The organism is Marinobacter fuscus (assembly GCF_003007675.1).
GTDB lineage: Bacteria > Pseudomonadota > Gammaproteobacteria > Pseudomonadales > Oleiphilaceae > Marinobacter > Marinobacter fuscus.
In genome coordinates this window covers 181,661-198,142 of record NZ_PXNP01000076.1, presented here as the reverse complement: position 1 = coordinate 198,142, position 16,482 = coordinate 181,661, and the positions used below count along the sequence as shown (strand labels likewise).

Below are 16,482 nucleotides of genomic sequence, written 5' to 3'. Positions count from 1 at the left end.
CGCTCCGTATTTCTCTCATCGAGGGCGCGTGCCCTGCAATCGGGTTCTGTGTGGCGGGACAGGTTTTGCCTGTTTTCCCGTTGCTTCTGGCGAGCGATTATACAATACCAGAGTAAAATAGTCAGGTATTAAATCGGTTGAGTAGGGATTATACCTTAGTTGGCCTTTGCGGCACCAAGGGTGCCGCTATTACAGGAATAGAGTTTGGTTTGCTGTTGGATATTGGAAGGTTATTCGGAGCCTTTTTCAGGAAGCGCTGTTTTCCGGGAAAACCTTTGTCAGGTAGGTGAAGTCCAGCTTTTCTGGCAAGTTGGCGGGTTTCGGGATTCTGACGATGTGGCCACTGCCCGGCGCGTACGCCATGGCTTCACCGTGGCGGTTTTCCATGGTGTTTGCAGAGAAGCGCAGGTTTCCGGCTGGGGTGATGAGTTCGAGTTGGTCGCCGGGGGCAAATTTGTTTTTGACGTCGATGGTGAGCCAGCGGTCGTCCGCATCGGTGATGGTGCCGACGACTTGCTGGGTGCCGAGGAAGGAAGAGCCCTGTTCGTAGGTCTGGTATTCCTGAGGTACGTGGCGGCGCAGGAAGCCTTCGGTGTAGCCCCGGTTCGACAGGGCTTCGAGTTCGTTCATCATGTCCATGTTGAAGGGCTTGCCCGCGACGGCGTCGTCGATGGCTTTGCGGTACACCTGGGTGGTGCGGGCGACGTAATAGGTGCTCTTGGTGCGGCCTTCTATTTTAAGAGAGTGCACGCCCATCTTGACCAGTTCGGCCACATGCTGCACCGCCCGCAGGTCTTTGGAGTTCATGATGTAGGTGCCGTGTTCGTCCTCGTAAGCGGGGATAAAGCTGCCTGGACGGTTGGGCTCTTCCAGCAGGATTTCCTTTGGCTCGAAGGTTTCAACCGGGTCGGCGGAGCTGGCGATCAAATCGCCGGTCTGGTCGTGGCTGTGTTGGACTTCCTTGTAGTTCCAGCGGCAGGCGTTGGTGCAGGCGCCCTGGTTGGCGTCGCGGTGGTTCATATAGCCAGACAGCAGGCAGCGGCCGGAGTAGGCCATGCACAACGCGCCGTGTACGAACACTTCCAGCTCCATGCCGGGGACGTGTTCGCGGATTTCGCGAATTTCGTTCAGTGCCAGCTCCCGGGACAGGATCACCCGGCTGATGCCTTGTCGGCGCCAGAATTCCACGGTGGCCCAGTTAACAGCGTTGGCCTGCACCGAAAGGTGGATGGGCTGGTCAGGCCATTTTTCCCGCACCAGCATGATCAGCCCTGGGTCGGACATGATCAGGGCGTCGGGTTTGTGTTCGATCACCGGTTCCAGATCCCGGAGGTAGCTGCGCACCTTGTTGTTATGGGGCGCGATGTTGGAGACCAGGTAAAACTGCTTGCCCAGCTCGTGGGCCCGGGCAATGCCTGCGCCCAGGGCAGACACATCTTTGAAACTGTTGTTTCTTACTCTCAGTGAATAGCGGGGCTGGCCGGCATAAACGGCGTCGGCGCCGTAGGCGAAGGCGGTTTCCAGGTGGTCTGGGGTGCCAGCAGGGGCAAGCAGTTCCGGGGTGATCATGGTTTCTCCGGGAGATAGCAAAAACGAATGGATGCAGATGGGGCATTCTGGCGTTTAGCGATTATGCTTTAATCAGATGGGGTTGCCATTGATCTCGCTCAAAGGTCGTATTGATCTGTTTCAGCTAACATGTGTACGCTGAGAGGGTTGAGAGAGTGGAGTCTAACGGAATGACAGGAGACACCTACATGGCATCAGAGCGGCTGAAGCCTGAAGAATCAAAGCGTTCCATGAGCACCAAGGTCAGCAAGCTGATTCGTTTGCAGTTGGAGCGGGGTAAGGTTGGTGTGGAAACCGTGGCTGGCCAGTTGAATATGAGCCGGTACACGTTGCACAAGAAATTGCGCAAGGAAGGTTTGACCTTTGCGGCATTGCTGGAGCAGGTGCGCCGGGAGCAGGCGTTGACCTACATGAAAGATAAATCCAAGCCGCTGGTGGAGATTGCCGAGCAGCTCGGATTTTCGGAATTGAGCGCATTCAGCCGGGCGTTCAAGCGCTGGATGGGAACGCCGCCAGCTGAATACCGTTCGCTTCGCCTATCCTGATCAGACTTTCTTGAAGACCAGGGAGGCGTTGGTGCCGCCAAAGCCGAAGCTGTTGCTCATCACTAGATCCAGATTCTGGTTGTCCTGGCGCTCGCGCACAATCGGGTAACCTTCGGCGCCTTCATCCAGGTTATCGATGTTAGCCGAAGGCGCAATGAAGCCCTCGCGCTGCATGATCAGGCTGTAGATGGCCTCGTGCACACCTGCCGCGCCCAGTGCATGGCCGCACAGAGGCTTGGTGGAGCTTAGTGGCGGGATTTTGTCGCCAAAGGTCTGCTTGATGGCTTTCAGTTCGGTAACATCGCCAGCCGGTGTGCTGGTTCCGTGGGTGTTGATGTAGGCAATCTCACCGTCGAGGTTGGCCATGGCCTGCTGCATGCAGCGGATAGCGCCTTCACCGCTGGGGGCAACCATGTCGGCGCCGTCAGAAGTGGCGCCAAAGCCGACCAGTTCTGCCAGGATGGTGGCGCCGCGGGCTTCTGCATGTTCCAGGGCTTCCAGCACCAGAGCCCCGCCGCCGCCGGAGATGACGAAGCCGTCACGGTCGGCATCATAGGTGCGTGAGGCCTTTTCCGGGGTGTCGTTGTATTTGGTAGACAGCGCTCCCATGGCGTCGAACATCAGGCTCAGTGTCCAGTGGATGTCCTCGCCACCACCGGCCAGCATCACATCCTGGCGGCCCAGGGCAATCTGGTCGGCAGCATGGCCGATGCAGTGGGCGCTGGTGGCACAGGCAGAGGTAATGCCGTAGTTGATTCCGGTAATGCCAAACGCGGTGGTGATCGAGGCGTTGATGGCGCTGCCCATGGTGCGCGGCACCCGGTACGGGCCAACCCGGCGCAAACCGCGGTCGCGATGGGTGTCGATGGCGTCGAGCAGTTCCACGGTGGAAGCGCCGCCGGTGCCGAACACGGCGCCGGTGCTGTTGGCGCGCAGTTGTTCGTCGCTCAGCCCGGCCTGGTCAATGGCTTCTTTGGCCGCCAGATAGCTGTAGCCCGCCGCCGGGCACATGAAGCGCAGGATTTTCCGGTCAATCAGTTCCGACAGGTTCAGGTCGATTTTGCCGGCAACGTGACTGCGCAGGCCGTTGTCCCGGGCTTCCTCGCTGAAGGCGATGCCAGAGCGGGACTCGCGCAGGGACTGGGCAACTTCTTTCTGGTTGGTTCCAAGGCTGGAGACAATCCCCATGCCGGTAACTACAACGCGACGCATCGTGTTAGCTCCTAAAAATCGTCAGTCGATGTGAACAGGCCGACCCGCAGGTCTTTGGCGGTATAGATTTCACGCCCGTCCACTTCCATCCGGGCATCGGCAATGGCCATGGTGAGTTTGCGGCGAATCATCCGCTTGATGTCCAGGCGGTAGGTCACTTTTTTATTGTCCGGCAGTACCTGGCCGAAGAATTTCACTTCGCCGGCACCCAGGGCGCGGCCTTTGCCTTCGCCACCACTCCAGGCCAGAAAGAAACCGACCAGTTGCCACATGGCATCCAGCCCAAGGCAACCCGGCATCACCGGGTCACTCTGAAAATGCACTTTGAAGAACCAGAGGTCTGGGTTGATGTCGAGTTCTGCAACCAGGCTGCCCTTACCGAATTCGCCGTCGTCTCCGGCGATGTGGGTAATGCGGTCTACCATCAGCATTTCATCAATGGGCAGACGCATGGCGCCGGGGAATAATTCACCGTGCCCGCAGCGGATCAGGTCTTCTTTATCAAAGTGATCAGGGTACATGTTGCCACTATTCTCTGCTTTGTAATCGATTCATATACTTTAGCGTTTGTTTCGTGAACGGCTATTGACCTTTAGTGGATAATTGCCCTTGTGACGCTTCGAAAAGGCTGTCGGGCATCAGCTTTGATGGGCATCAAGGCGGTTCTGGTGCGGGCCCGTTAGCATTCCCGGTTGGTGAAATGAACCTGGCGGGGAGGAACTATGTCCGTGGATCAGATGGTGATTGAAGGGCAGGTTGATGTTGAAGATGGCCGCGTAGAGGTGCGCCTTGAGAGGTTAATTGATCATGCACCGGAAACTGTTTGGGCCATGCTGACCGATTCTGTGCATCTGGCCCGCTGGCTGGCACCGGGCTTTCTTGATGCCCGCAAAGGTGGCCGGGTACAGCTCGACTTCGGGAATAGCGGCACGCCCATTGACTGCACGATTACCGCCTGCCAGCCCGGCCGCCTGCTGGCTTATTCCTGGAGTTCCGGAGATTCACCGGAGCGGCCGCTTACCTGGGCGCTGGAGCCCGAAGGTGCCGGTACCCGCCTGTCACTGACCTTGCTGCTGCCTGATGACGAGCTGGTGCCCATTGCCTGCGCCGGATGGGATGCGCACCTGGAGATGCTGATGGCGGCGCTTGAGGGTGTAAGTATTCACTTTCCGGCAGATCGCTTTCGTTTGGCGCGAAAGCATTTCGAGCAGGTGTTGAAAGAAAGTCTGGCGGCCTGAGCAATTCAGGCTGACTCAGAAGGCCAAAATCAAAAAAAAGCCCGGGAATCCCCGGGCTTTTTCATAGCCAGTTTTCCGTCTTGCTCAGCCTTCCCGACCATCGGGGCGTGGGCTGGCCAGAATGCCGGTGTAGCGCACCAGGAACACACCATAGGCCAGAATCCAAAGCAGTGTGCTGGTGCCAATGCCCGGGTGCCAGGGGATCAGGCTGAACGCGGTCAGTACCCGGATGACGGCAGCCAGCTGTAAGGCCACAAAGGCCAGTACCATGCCGCGGGGCAGCACCAGTGGGCGGCCGGTATGGCCCAGCGCCACCCGGGCGATAACACCCAGAATCAGACAGCCAATGGCACCGGCGCCAGCGGCGTGGCTCCAGGCGTTGCTTGGCCAGTCGGCCACCAGAGAACCTGCCAGCAGGATCAGCGCTACCGGCACCCAGAGAATGGACAGATGCAGAACCCAAAGCAGGGGTTCTTTGCGAGCCAGCCAGCCTTTCCAGTTAACCAGGCGAACCAGCATCAAGACAGCGGCAACCACCGCCAATGCTGCCGTCACCATTTTCCAGCCGGTGACCAGAGACGCCAGCAGCAGGATCATGCAGAACAGGGTGGCCATATCCAGCGCAGGTACCATTTTCACCGCCTCGGCATTACCGCCGCGCTGGCGCAGCCAGCCTGCCGTAAAGGCGGGTGTGATGCGCCCGCCAATGATGCTGATCAGGGCCATGGCCATAATCAGTGCGCCATAGCTGAAGGTCATGTCGAGGCGGGTTACAAAACCGATCTGCATCAGCCACAACAGCCCCAGCACCACCAGAATCATGATTTGCCGCTTCTGGCCTGCTTTCCAGACCCGCCAGCCTGCATCAATCATGATCAGGGGCAGGAAGGCCAGGTTCACGCCTTGAACCAGCCACTCCGGCAGGTTGCCACCAAAGGCCAGCAGCAGGCGGCCCGCAAGCCATACCCCCCAGAGACCGACCAGTAGCGGGCCATGGGTTCGGTTGGTCTGCGTCCAGACACACACGGCGGTCAGCAAAAAACCCGCGATGGCGGCAGTCAGGAATCCGAACAGCATTTCATGCTGGTGCCAGAACAGGGCAGGCAGGGCAAGGGGCAGTTGCACAACCCCGGTGACTTCTAAAATCCACAGTGGCACGGCAACAATGGCCAGCACCGTCATGGACAGGAAAAAGATTCGGAAAGGGTAGGAAAAGAGCTGGCTGATACTGGCAGAGGCCTTGTCAGGAGCTGTCGGGATGGCCTGCATAGAAGTCTCCAAGATACATATATTTAAGGTATATGTTATAACGCCGTGCCGCCATTAACCATACCTGCTTGGGGGTAGTTTGCGTACAATGGCGTCAAACCCAATGTTGGCAAAGGAATTTTCATGACGTCTTACACGATTCTGAAGCATCTGCACATGACCACAGCCTACCTGACTATCGCCCTGTTCGCACTGCGCTTGCTGCTGGACGCTGTGGGGCGCCCGGGCTGGCGCCAGACGCCCCTGCGCTTCATCCCTCATATCAACGACACCGTGCTGCTGGTGGCGGCCATTTCTCTGGTGTTTGTGGCCGGTTACGCCTCGGCCATGCCGGGCTGGCTGATTGCCAAGATTGTATTGCTGTTCGGCTACATCGTGGCTGGCGTGTTTGCTCTTAAACCTGCGTTCGGCAAACCGGTGCGTATTACTGCGGCGGTACTGGCGCTGGTGCAGGTGAGCGCGATCCTACACCTGGCCATGGCCAAACCGGCTCTGTTCTAAACAAGAGCTTGATAGAGGATTCAATGTGAGCACCCCAGGTACGCCGATTTTTTGGCGAGACCACCGCTTGCCTTATGTTGAGTTGCGCCAGGTAGGTGATGGGCGCCAGGTCTGTTACGCGCCCCATAGCCATACCCAATGGTCGATAGGCGCGATTACCGGCGGCGAAAGCACTTTCCAGTATCGACAGGATCATTACCGGGTGCGGGCAGGCGATCTGGTATTGATAAACCCGGAGTGGGTTCACGCCTGCAATCCCATCGATAATCAGCCCTGGGGCTATCTGATGCTGTATGTGGATACCCCCTGGCTGGCGGCTCTCCGCCATGGGGCTGGTTTGTTGCCGGGCCCGCAATGGCAGGACATTTCTACGGCCACCGTGTCAGACCCTATATGGTATGAGCGCTACTGTGAATTGGCGAGGTGCCTGCTTGAGCCGCAATCTGGTCTTCTTGAAAAACAGACTGCGGTAGTTGAGTTTCTGTCGGATCTGATGCACGAACTGGCAGGGCAGCCCCAGGCCCGGCAGCCCAAGGCGCCTCCGGTACTGGAGGCGCTGGCCAGTTACCTGGATGAGCACGCGGCAGACGATCTCTCGCTGGATATGCTTTGTGAAATATCGGGTTACAGCGCGGGCCATCTGATTCGCGCATTCAGGCAGTATTTTGGCCTTACGCCCCACGCCTACCTGGTGAACCGGCGCATTCAACTTGGGCGTCGTGAATTGGCAAATGGCGCTCCCATTGCCGACGCAGCAGTTAACGCCGGGTTTGCCGATCAGCCACACTTCCAGCGCACGTTCAAGCGACTGATGGCGGCAACGCCCAAGCAATATCGGTGTATCTCATCCGCTAATGAGATACAGGCAACTGAGCGCCAGTAACAAAGCCAATGTCCGGTTGACGGTAACCAATACCGCAGGTTGCTGGACATGGCGGCGCAAGAAAGCTCCGGCATAGACCCAGCAGGCCAGCGACAGCCAGCAGATGGGCAGATACAGCAGAGCGAACAGCGTAATGTGTTGCAGGTCATTTGCGCTGGTGTAGGCACCGATGCCAGACGCCGAAGCTAACCACGCTTTGGGGTTAAGCCATTGCATGAGCGCGCCCGTGCCAAAACCGGGTGCTTTGTCAGAACGGTTTTCCGGTAAGTGGCCGCTGTCCATAGCCAGCTTGACACTCAGGTAGAGCAAAAAGGCAATGCCTCCCCATCGCAGCAGCACCTCGACGATGGGCAGCATGATCAGCAGCGAGTATAGCCCCAGCCCTACAGCCATAAACAGCGCAACGAACCCCAGGGTGGCACCGGTGACAAACACCAGTCCCTGAGAGGCAGGGTAACGAGTGCCGCTGCTCAGGCACACCAGGTTGACTGGCCCTGGGGATATGGAGGCCGCCAGGGCAAAGGCAGACATGGGTAAAATCAGAGAAAGGTTCATGGGTGATGCGCTCCGCTTGTTTGGTTTGCAGAGTCTGGCCCGAGAGTTCGCTCTGGTATTGAACAAAATTGAGGTGGTTGGTTCGGTGGGTCGCCCACAGCGGCGCGGGCCAATCCGGGATAAGGGCCGAGCGACGGTCTTTTCAGCAATCCATTGATTGTTGCTGGTTGGGGCGCGGCGCTAACCGTGTTGTTCGGGTTTGTGATCTTCCAGGCTGGGACGGCGATGGGTACCGGTGGTGGTTTTGATCCGCAGGTTGTTCGCCTTGTGGGTCTGCCGCCGCTCGCTCTTTGCCTTTTGGCGGCACCCATTAGCCACCGCATTGGGGCGCCTGCGACGGCACGAGCCGGGCTGTTGCTGTGCGCTGCCGGGCTTGCGTTATCGGGGTTCGGTAGCGCTCTGACCCTGCCAGGGGCAGGGCTGGTTTCTGGCGGTGTAGGCCTCGCGGTGCCGGGGCTCATCATTACTCTGTCCGGCGCCGCGTCTGACTCCAATCGGGGCCTGACGCTTTCACTCTACACCTTCACATTATTTGTGGGAGCAAGCGTAGCCTCGCCAGTCGCCACCGTGCTTGCACCGTCTAGTCCCGTATTGCTTTACGGTGTCCCCGCTCTGTTACTCGTGATCGGGGCAGCCGGACTCACCCTGGCCCTGGGTCGTGTCACGCGACGCTCGGTCGGGATCACCTGATCCATTCACTAACCGATGAAAGGAACAATCATGAATGATACAAAGCAGGCTTCACCACTTCATTAGAGAAGTCCTGCTCCCCCAGAGCGGATGCCCTAAGGTACGGCCCAACAGCGCATTGCTGGCAGCCTGGAACGGGACAACCGCCCCCGCCAGCAAGGCCTGGACAATCAAGGAGGAGGCTAATAACGGGAACGATGATTTCATGGAGCCTCTCGGCTTTTCAAGAATGGTGCGGATTTGTATCACACCGTACTTTTATTTCGAGAAATTCGATTATTTATAAACGGTTATTCGCCGGAGGAATGTTCGGCCTTGGCGCCTGTTTCCGTAGGTAATAGTAAACGGGAAGATTACGCCGCTCCGGCCAGGAAAGACGCTTCGCTCGCCTGAGAAATATCAAATGTCATGAGCAAGCCTGCGAAATTGTGCGGGCGTTCGACCAGTCTGCGCTCGAAAAACGCGGGTAAGATGGCTCTGGCTGGAAAAGCCGCAATTGACCGCAATGTCTGCAATCGGTGTATCAGAGCATAGACGTTCCCTGGCGCGGCAGACCCGCCGCATGGTAACCCAACTGTGCGGCGGGCACCCGCGCACCAGACGGAACATGCGGTGGAAGTGGAATCCGGACATATTCGCCAGTGAGGCAAGGTCATTGAGGTGAATTGGCGCCGCGATATAAGCTTCAATATAGTCGTCCACTCTCCGCAGAATATGAGGGGCAAGCCCTCCAAGAACGCGCATTTGCCGCCCGGGAAGGGCTCCCACCAGATCAGCCATGGCGCTGTCTGCCTGAAGTGTATTCTGCGAAAACACGGCGCGAGCCAATTCTGCCAGCGGTAGCGCAAGATCTGGCTTGTTTGCAAAGTTGGTCTCAACAAGGTCAAGAAGGCGAGCGTCGCAGTCGTGGGCTTCCGAAAATTGGCTGCGCAGCCTTGTATCGGAAAGGTACAGGTGAACGAAGCGGAACGGTTGGGTTATTTCCCACTCCGAGCTTTGTCCCGCAGGCATGACGCACACGGCGCCAGGCCAGCCGGATATTCCACCAGCATCGAGACGGCGGGTTCCGGTTCCACCCTTCAGGTAAAGACTGAAAGTATGATTGTTCGGCGCTTCGTATCGCACGTGGTCATTCTGGTTTTCCCAGATTGCGACACTGCAACCTGCGCCCAGATCCAAGCTGGTGGCAAGGTTTTCGGCGTTGGAGCGGCCAAGGAAGTGTTCAACAGTTTGCGACATGACTCAAGCTTACCAAAGCATGATCGCCCCTGGTTAATTCGAAAAAAAACACCGCAAGAATGTGCAAAACCTGACAGGGGAAAACACTTAACGTAGTGCCATCAAGGGAAAGTTGAAGGCCTGCCATGAACAATATAACCCTGTTCACTACTACCGTTCTTATATGGGGAACCACCTGGATTGCTATTGCGGCCCAGATCAGTGAGGTTCCGATAATCGTGTCCATCTTTTTCCGCTTCGCCCTGGCCGGTCTGATCATGCTGGCCGGGCTGGTGATGATGCGACGGCTCAAGCGCCCGGCCTTCTGGCGGTTCGTGGTTATCCAGGCACTTTGTTTGTTCTGCTTCAATTTCGTCGGTCTTTATAAAGCGTCTGCGCTGATCCCGTCAGGGTTGGTTTCGATCGTTTTCTCGCTGGCATCGATCTTCAATGCAGTCAACGCTCGGCTATTCTTTGGCGATCAAATTACAGCGCGAACCATTCTTGCCGGCAGCGTAGGAACGGCAGGCCTGCTACTGGTTTTCTGGCGCGACCTATTCGCCAGTCATCACCTTGGCGTGCTTCAGGGAATTGGCTGGGCTGTGCTTGGCACGCTGATGTTCTCTTTTGGGACTATGGCCTCCCGGAAAAACAGTGCCTTGGGGATCACACCTGTCACTGCCAATGGTTGGGGCATGGGTATTGGCGCGCTTGCGTTGTTGACTATAATTCTTGTGAGTGGCCAGCCGCTGGTTCTCTCAACCACCCCGGCCTACTGGTTGGCGTTGGTTTACCTTGCGGTTATTGGGTCTGTTGCTGGTTTTACCGCTTATCTTGTATTAGCGGCCCGAATCGGCTCGGCCCGGGCGGGTTATGCCACCGTGTTGTTTCCGATCGTCGCTCTGGCCATCTCAACGGTGTTCGAAGGCTACAGCTGGACACCACTGGCGATGATTGGAGTGAGTTTGACTATCACGGGAAACGTGATCATGTTCTGGCAACCGAGAACGAGCAAGGTTATTTACGAAAGCAGCGTTCGCCAGTAGAGTCCAGGCTGTCAATTTTAAAGGTATGGTTGCTGGCGTATAGCAAGTGGCTCCTGCACACACAGACATTCGAATATACTCCGTGTATGACATCGTCCGGCGTAAACCTTCACCTGCGAAGTTATGATAACGAGGGAAAACAACATACTCATGGCCATCACCAACTGGTGTTGCCCTTGCTGGGTAAGCTGTCTCTGTCTGTCAACAAAACCGAGGGCGCTGTCGAGCGAAGCCGGGCTGCTGTTATCCCCTCCGGCAGGGATCACGGGTATTTTGCAACGGAGGTAAATCAGTTTCTGGTGGCGGATTTGCCAGAGGCCCTGGCCCCGGCACTGGATCGGCTTCCTTTTTTTGTTGAGCTGGATTCGGCTTTGTTGCATTACGTTCGGTTTCTGCACTCGCAACTGGTAATCGGGGACGGCTCATCTCACACAGAGCACCAGATGTTGCTGCTATTGATTCAGCTTCTGCAGGAGCGCCACGGCGACAAACTGAACCTGGATCGGCGGGTATCTGCGGCAAAGCAATTCATTGACGACAACTTCCACCAGAAAATTATTGCTGCTGATCTCGCGACTGTCGCCCACCTGAGCGTTCGCCAGCTCTACGAGTTGTTTCGTAAGCAGATGGGCATGACACCACACCATTATCTGACTGAGCTGCGTATGCAGGAGTCATGGCGTTTACTGGAACAGTCAGACCTTGATATCCAGCGTATTGCTGACGCCGTGGGTTACAGCTCACTGTCGTCTTTCAGTGATCGCTTTTCCCGCCACTTCGGCAAACCACCCGGTTATTTTCGCCGAAAATCGAAATAATGCTGCCGTAATCCGAAAGCTTCCTTGCCCTCTGGGTTTATAAACTGCAGGTTCGAAAACCATAACTGGCAGCCCGAGCCTGAAACTGTCTATTGATCGATCTTTGTTGCTTAGGAGTGAAAATATGATTCGTTGGGATGACTTTGAAAAGGTAGAGCTACGGATCGGCACGATCATTGAGGTAGAAGATTTCCCTGAAGCACGAAAACCCGCCTACAAGTTGAAAGTGGATTTCGGCCCCGAGATTGGTGTTCGTAAATCCAGTGCCCAGATTACCGAGCTCTACGACAAGGAAGCGCTTAAAGGCAAGCAGGTGCTCGCCGTTACCAATTTTCCTCCCAAGCAAATCGGCCCTTTCGTGTCGGAATGCCTGGTGACCGGGGTGCATACGGAGGCGGGTGGCGTGGCCTTGGTAACGCCGGATTTTCCGGTTGAAAATGGTGGGAGGCTGCTTTGACCTTACTCACCGGAAACATTTACAAAGACCTGCTATTAACCATTCACGCGTCATTTGTCATTGCCGGCGGAAGTCGGGGGCATTGCTTCTATTTCCGCCTCCGGTTCGTAAGGAGCGCGCACTGGCTTGCTGTTGATGTAGTCGCGGACAATCTGAGTGATGTCTTTGGCTAGTCCGACGTCCGCCAGCACAGGGAAGTCTTTCTTCAGTTTGTTGCTGACCAACAGATTGTTTTGCTCAACCGACCTCATGATTCGATCGATGTGTTCATCTGGCCCTTCGAGCACGTCCTTCACCCGATCCCGGGCGTGTATATAGGCACTGTGACTTTGCACCTGGTAGCGCATCTCGTATTCGATTGTTTCATGGATGATGTGGAACAGGTATTCCGCCTGATGCGTGAGATCAGGATACTGCCAGCTCGGGCGCAGAATATCGCTGCCCGTGAACTCAAAGTCCGACACCACGCCATCCGGATAGCGGGTTCGGCCCCCAAAATGTATGTCATTAACTGTCCTGGACATCATCGGCTTGGAATAGGCCTCAAGAACTTTGTCGTAGGTGGCTCGGCTATTGGTTGACCTGGTGATCGTGGACGATACCGGAAGCAGTAGTGGCTCTGGTACCGCCGCGTCTCGCCTGAGAGTGTCGTTGATCAGGAACCGGGAAATCCGACCATTGCCATCGGCCAGCGGATGGATGAAAACGAAGCCGAAGCTGGCCACAGCCGCGCGGACGATAGGGCTTTCCCCTTGTGTTCTTTCCAGGAATGTTTGGAGGCCTTCCAGCATGGGTGCGATATTGCGGGCATCCGGCGCTATGTAGTGTACATAGGTGCCCATTTCCTGCGTTCCGGAACCCACAAACACCGGCGACTGTCGAAGGCCTGGGCGGATGGTGCTGGTGCCCAGAATGCTCCGTTGTAGCTCAGTCAACGCTGCGGGAGCCAAGGGTGCATCTATTTTCCCGCAATAGCGTCCCATGGCCAACGCAAACCGGTGAATCTTGCTCTTCTGGTCACCTTCATGCTCAATAGCAAAACTGGCTCTGGATTCCCGGATGGTGAGCCATACTGCGCTCTTTTCTATCATATCGGTGCCGTAGTCTTGTTTTATATCTTCCAGGCGTTTGGCGACATCATAGTGTTCAGTCAGCTTCAGTAGGTCGGTGCGTCGGATGACAGGGCAGAAGGCTGGAGTTCCTGGAAGGTTGTCATCGATTCGCCAGCGACGGTTCTTAATCACATTGGTGGCCACGATGACTTCTTGAGCATCCAGAATCGGCTGATAGTTGCCTGAGACACTTGGGGCGTCCAGGCGGTCACCTGTTAGCCACTCATAGAGAAAACCTGCTTTGCGGGCGTACTGACCGCTCGGTTCTGAGGCAATCCAGTCATTGAGTTGCTGTTTATTCAGCACTGAAAACACGCGACTCAATACTTCCAGATTCACCCCCTCATGCTTGAGTGCAAACGCCAGGTGGGCAACCGGTGTGTCGTTGGGCTTGGCTTGCGGGCGGTATACCTCATGGCGGACTCCATCATTACATGATGTCTTTCGATCTCGGCCGATCTGGCTAACTATTGAAAGTTTTTGGGTGACCGGTAAATTAAGGGTCTTCGTCAGCCACGCGTAGCCCACCCATTCATTCATTTTCCTGGCCTCCCTGTAATACCGCTAATTTAATTATATTACCGAAAAATCAGTTAATGTTTAGAGCAATTCCGCATTTTCGATTGCGCATGATCTTTGATAGCTCGCGCAAACGATGATCAGAAGGCGGAACCCAAAGGAAAAAAACTGCTGCGTGGAGCTCTATTTGTGAGGGTTTCGAAGCGCTTCAGTCTGAAGCCGATGAAACAGAGAATCTCCGGCGCCACGCGCGCGTCCCCTCGACGCCTATGAGCGAAGGAGCGAGGCTTACGTTGTTGCTTCTGTTGGAGCACCCTGCCTTGGATAATCCGCCTGCGCCAGCGCAGCCTTGTATTTTGAGGAATGGCGTGCCAGCCTCCTGCTCAGTCCCTGTTTGATAATTCATCCAGCCGACGCTGAATGGCGTGCAATTGGCGAACAATCTCATCCCGCTCATCGTGAGCCTGTTGTGCCTGGCGGGCATTCTGCTCTTCTCCCATCACTTCCAGAATGGCGCCAATCATCATGTTCAGAAATACGAAGGCGGTCAGGAAGATAAAGGTCAGGTAGTAAATCCAGCTCAGTGGATAATCCGCCATGGTGGCGTACATCACATCTGTCCAGTCTTCAAAGGTGGCCACCCGGAACAGGGTGAGCATGGAGATGGCCACATCGCCCCAGAGTTCTTCGTCCACGCTGGCGAAGAACATGGAGCCCATGGCCGCGTAGATGTAGAAAATGATGAACATCAGCAGGGCGATGTAACCCATGCGGGGAATGGCTTTGAGCAGGGAGTTGATCAGAAAACGCAGCTCCGGCACTACCGACACCAGGCGCAGCACCCGGAACACTCGCAGCAATCGGCCCAGCAATACCGCTTCCGAATTATCCAGCGGGATCAGGCTACCAATCACCACCAGGGTGTCGAAGAGGTTCCAGCCATCCATCAGGAAGCGGCTTTTCCGCGGACAGGCGGCAAACCGGAACAGGATTTCGATCAGAAAGAATATGGTGATGGCGTTGTCCATCACCGACAGGCTGTGCTCGAACAACGGCGGCAGATCGTAGGTTTTGGCGCCGATGGTAAGGGCCGAAAGGATGATGATGGAAATCACCACAGTCTGAAAAACCGTGCTCGATTCAATGCGCTTGAGTTGCGCAAACCGACTGGCGGGGTTCATGTCCATGGACATTGCGGTAAGGCTCCGGAGCAAAAAGGAATGGCGTGCATTCTAATGCCCCGGGCCCGGGTGACAAAGCAGGAAAATGGCTGCTGCTCTGTCGCCGGGCCTGTTGTTCAGTCGGGTTTACGGGGAGGGCGGGTGTTGTGGCCCCGACTGAGCGGGTAGAACAGTTGCGGTGACGCCAGTTCCGGCAGGTCTGTCTGCTCGGTGTGGGCCGCCCATTCCACACGTTCGGCCTTACGAATGGCGTAATGCATCCAGGCCAGTGCGGCCGCCACGATCAGGAACATCAGCATAAAACAGCTTTGCCAGATGCCGGTCACGTCGTTCAATACGCCGAAAGTCAGGGGCAGGATAAATCCGCCGATACCGCCGATCATGCCCACCACACCCCCTACGGCGCCCACGTGCTTCGGGTAGTACACCGGAATGTGTTTGTAGACGGCGGCTTTGCCCAGCGACATAAAAAAGCCAAGGATGAAGGTAAGCACCACAAACGCGGGCAGGCTCATGGCCAGGGTGAAGCTGAGGTCGCCATCAATGCCGTGCACCACGTAGCGGGTGGGCGGATAACTGAGCAGGAAGGTACAAACCACCGACGCGATAAACGTCCAGTACATCACCCGGCGGGCGCCGTAGCGATCTGACAGCCAGCCACCCAGAACCCGGAACAGGGAGGCCGGAATGGTGTAGAGCGCGGCAATCATCCCGGCGGCTTTAATGTCCAGGCCGTAGACGCCGATCAGATAGTGGGGTAGCCAGAGTGCCAGCGCCACAAAGGCGCCGAACACAAAGAAATAGTAGAGGGCAAAGCGCCAGACCCGAAGCTCCCGTAAGGGTGCCATCTGTTCGGCAAAGGATTTCTGCCGGGCGCCGCGGCGTTCCTCCGCCAGCGGATCGTTTTTCGCCAGCAGAATGAACAGCATGCCCATCACCGCCAACACGGTGGCGTAAATCTGCGCAGTTTTTTCCCAGCCGAAGGCCACCAGTAGAAATGGTGCACCGAAGTTAGTCACTGCCGAGCCAACGTTGCCCGCACCGAAGATGCCCAGCGCGGTGCCTTGTCTGGATGGCTCGAACCAGGCCGCGGTGTAAGCTACCCCGACGATAAAGGCGCCACCGGCCAGCCCAACCCCTAAAGCACCCACCAGCATCATCGCGTAGGTAGTGGCGAAGGTCAGCAGATACACGCAGGCGGCGGTGGTCAGCATCAGAATGCCGAATACCCAACGGCCGCCATACCGGTCTGTCCAGATGCCCAGAAACAGGCGGCTGATAGAACCGGTAAGTATCGGCGTGGCCATTAACAGCCCGAGTTGGGTGTCGGACAGCCCAAGCTGTTCACTGATGCGGATACCGATGATGGAAAAAATTGTCCACACCGCAAAACACAGGGTGAAGGCGAACGTGGAAAGGCCCAGTGCCCGGTACTGTTCCCGGTGGCCTGGAAGCGAGCTGTTGGTGGTGGTCATGTCGGAAATCCTGTCCAGATAGGCCTTTTGAAACCTTAGCAAATTGCCGGTTTTGGTGGTGAGCGCATTGGAGGTACCTCCAGAAGGGTGATCAGGGGGTAGGTCAGCAATCGGGAAGTGGCGGCAAGGGATAGCTCTTGATTTCTCTGGTGGGGTAGGCGGGGCATTCGTTGAGATATATCAATTATGGCGGG

At 56.5% G+C, this 16,482-nt stretch carries 18 protein-coding genes; 8 read left to right on the top strand and 10 right to left on the bottom strand.

Going from position 1 to position 16,482, the window contains the following annotated elements; translation table 11 throughout:
* Positions 1-246: 246 nt before the first annotated feature.
* Complete coding sequence (gene trhP / locus C7H09_RS10480; protein WP_106762465.1) at positions 247-1,569, bottom strand: prephenate-dependent tRNA uridine(34) hydroxylase TrhP; 1,323 nt, start codon at positions 1,567-1,569, stop codon at positions 247-249.
* Between the two features lie 188 nt (positions 1,570-1,757).
* Here trhP and C7H09_RS10475 point away from each other — a divergent pair, with 188 nt between their 5' ends.
* Positions 1,758-2,114: a helix-turn-helix domain-containing protein gene (locus C7H09_RS10475; protein ID WP_106762464.1), complete on the top strand. Its 357-nt coding sequence runs from the start codon at positions 1,758-1,760 to the stop codon at positions 2,112-2,114.
* Here the strand turns inward: C7H09_RS10475 and fabB are convergent, their stop codons facing one another.
* Positions 2,115-3,326 (bottom strand): beta-ketoacyl-ACP synthase I, encoded by a 1,212-nt coding sequence (gene fabB, locus C7H09_RS10470; protein ID WP_106762463.1) that lies wholly within the window; start codon positions 3,324-3,326, stop codon positions 2,115-2,117. It lies immediately after the preceding gene.
* Positions 3,327-3,337: 11 nt separating this feature from the next.
* On the bottom strand, positions 3,338-3,847 hold the full coding sequence (fabA, locus tag C7H09_RS10465; protein WP_106762462.1) for a bifunctional 3-hydroxydecanoyl-ACP dehydratase/trans-2-decenoyl-ACP isomerase: 510 nt from the start codon (positions 3,845-3,847) through the stop codon (positions 3,338-3,340).
* Between the two features lie 201 nt (positions 3,848-4,048).
* Between fabA and C7H09_RS10460 the strand changes: the two genes are divergently transcribed.
* A complete protein-coding gene (locus C7H09_RS10460) occupies positions 4,049-4,564 on the top strand; it encodes an SRPBCC family protein (RefSeq protein WP_106762461.1) in 516 nt (171 codons plus the stop codon).
* Between the two features lie 84 nt (positions 4,565-4,648).
* On the opposite strand, the gene C7H09_RS10455 is transcribed toward C7H09_RS10460, so the two are convergent.
* On the bottom strand, positions 4,649-5,833 hold the full coding sequence (locus C7H09_RS10455; RefSeq protein ID WP_106762460.1) for an NnrS family protein: 1,185 nt from the start codon (positions 5,831-5,833) through the stop codon (positions 4,649-4,651).
* Between the two features lie 123 nt (positions 5,834-5,956).
* Here C7H09_RS10455 and C7H09_RS10450 point away from each other — a divergent pair, with 123 nt between their 5' ends.
* The gene (locus C7H09_RS10450; protein WP_106762459.1) at positions 5,957-6,334 is read left to right on the top strand and encodes a SirB2 family protein; all 378 of its coding nucleotides are present in this window, start codon (positions 5,957-5,959) and stop codon (positions 6,332-6,334) included.
* Between the two features lie 25 nt (positions 6,335-6,359).
* Positions 6,360-7,217, top strand: a complete 858-nt coding sequence (locus C7H09_RS10445; protein ID WP_106762458.1) for an AraC family transcriptional regulator — start codon at positions 6,360-6,362, stop codon at positions 7,215-7,217.
* On the opposite strand, the gene C7H09_RS10440 is transcribed toward C7H09_RS10445, so the two are convergent.
* The gene (locus tag C7H09_RS10440; protein WP_106762457.1) at positions 7,179-7,772 is read right to left on the bottom strand and encodes a LysE family translocator; all 594 of its coding nucleotides are present in this window, start codon (positions 7,770-7,772) and stop codon (positions 7,179-7,181) included. The two genes, C7H09_RS10445 and C7H09_RS10440, sit on opposite strands and share 39 nt — an antisense overlap.
* 186 nt (positions 7,773-7,958) lie before the next feature.
* On the opposite strand from C7H09_RS10440, the gene C7H09_RS10435 reads away from it, so the two are divergent.
* Complete coding sequence (locus C7H09_RS10435) at positions 7,959-8,462, top strand: hypothetical protein (RefSeq protein ID WP_133166224.1); 504 nt, start codon at positions 7,959-7,961, stop codon at positions 8,460-8,462.
* Between the two features lie 51 nt (positions 8,463-8,513).
* Here the strand turns inward: C7H09_RS10435 and C7H09_RS10430 are convergent, their stop codons facing one another.
* Positions 8,514-8,669 (bottom strand): DMT family transporter, encoded by a 156-nt coding sequence (locus tag C7H09_RS10430; RefSeq protein WP_106762455.1) that lies wholly within the window; start codon positions 8,667-8,669, stop codon positions 8,514-8,516.
* A gap of 192 nt (positions 8,670-8,861) precedes the next feature.
* Positions 8,862-9,701, bottom strand: coding sequence for a helix-turn-helix domain-containing protein (locus tag C7H09_RS10425; RefSeq protein ID WP_106762454.1), 840 nt, complete (start codon positions 9,699-9,701; stop codon positions 8,862-8,864).
* Positions 9,702-9,826: 125 nt separating this feature from the next.
* On the opposite strand from C7H09_RS10425, the gene C7H09_RS10420 reads away from it, so the two are divergent.
* The 3 genes from C7H09_RS10420 to C7H09_RS10410 all read left to right on the top strand — a co-directional run bounded on the left by C7H09_RS10420 (position 9,827) and on the right by C7H09_RS10410 (position 12,001).
* A complete protein-coding gene (locus tag C7H09_RS10420; protein ID WP_106762453.1) occupies positions 9,827-10,726 on the top strand; it encodes a DMT family transporter in 900 nt (299 codons plus the stop codon).
* Between the two features lie 86 nt (positions 10,727-10,812).
* A complete protein-coding gene (locus C7H09_RS10415) occupies positions 10,813-11,544 on the top strand; it encodes an AraC family transcriptional regulator (protein ID WP_106762452.1) in 732 nt (243 codons plus the stop codon).
* 124 nt (positions 11,545-11,668) lie between these two features.
* Positions 11,669-12,001, top strand: a complete 333-nt coding sequence (locus tag C7H09_RS10410) for a tRNA-binding protein (RefSeq protein ID WP_106762451.1) — start codon at positions 11,669-11,671, stop codon at positions 11,999-12,001.
* 50 nt (positions 12,002-12,051) lie between these two features.
* Here the strand turns inward: C7H09_RS10410 and C7H09_RS10405 are convergent, their stop codons facing one another.
* The 3 genes from C7H09_RS10405 to C7H09_RS10395 form a co-directional block, all read right to left on the bottom strand.
* Positions 12,052-13,653, bottom strand: coding sequence for a Fic family protein (locus C7H09_RS10405; protein WP_106762450.1), 1,602 nt, complete (start codon positions 13,651-13,653; stop codon positions 12,052-12,054).
* Between the two features lie 362 nt (positions 13,654-14,015).
* Positions 14,016-14,825: an ion transporter gene (locus tag C7H09_RS10400; RefSeq protein ID WP_106762449.1), complete on the bottom strand. Its 810-nt coding sequence runs from the start codon at positions 14,823-14,825 to the stop codon at positions 14,016-14,018.
* A gap of 104 nt (positions 14,826-14,929) precedes the next feature.
* Entirely contained in the window at positions 14,930-16,288 is a 1,359-nt protein-coding gene (locus C7H09_RS10395; protein ID WP_106762448.1) for an MFS transporter, read from the bottom strand.
* Positions 16,289-16,482: the final 194 nt, after the last annotated feature.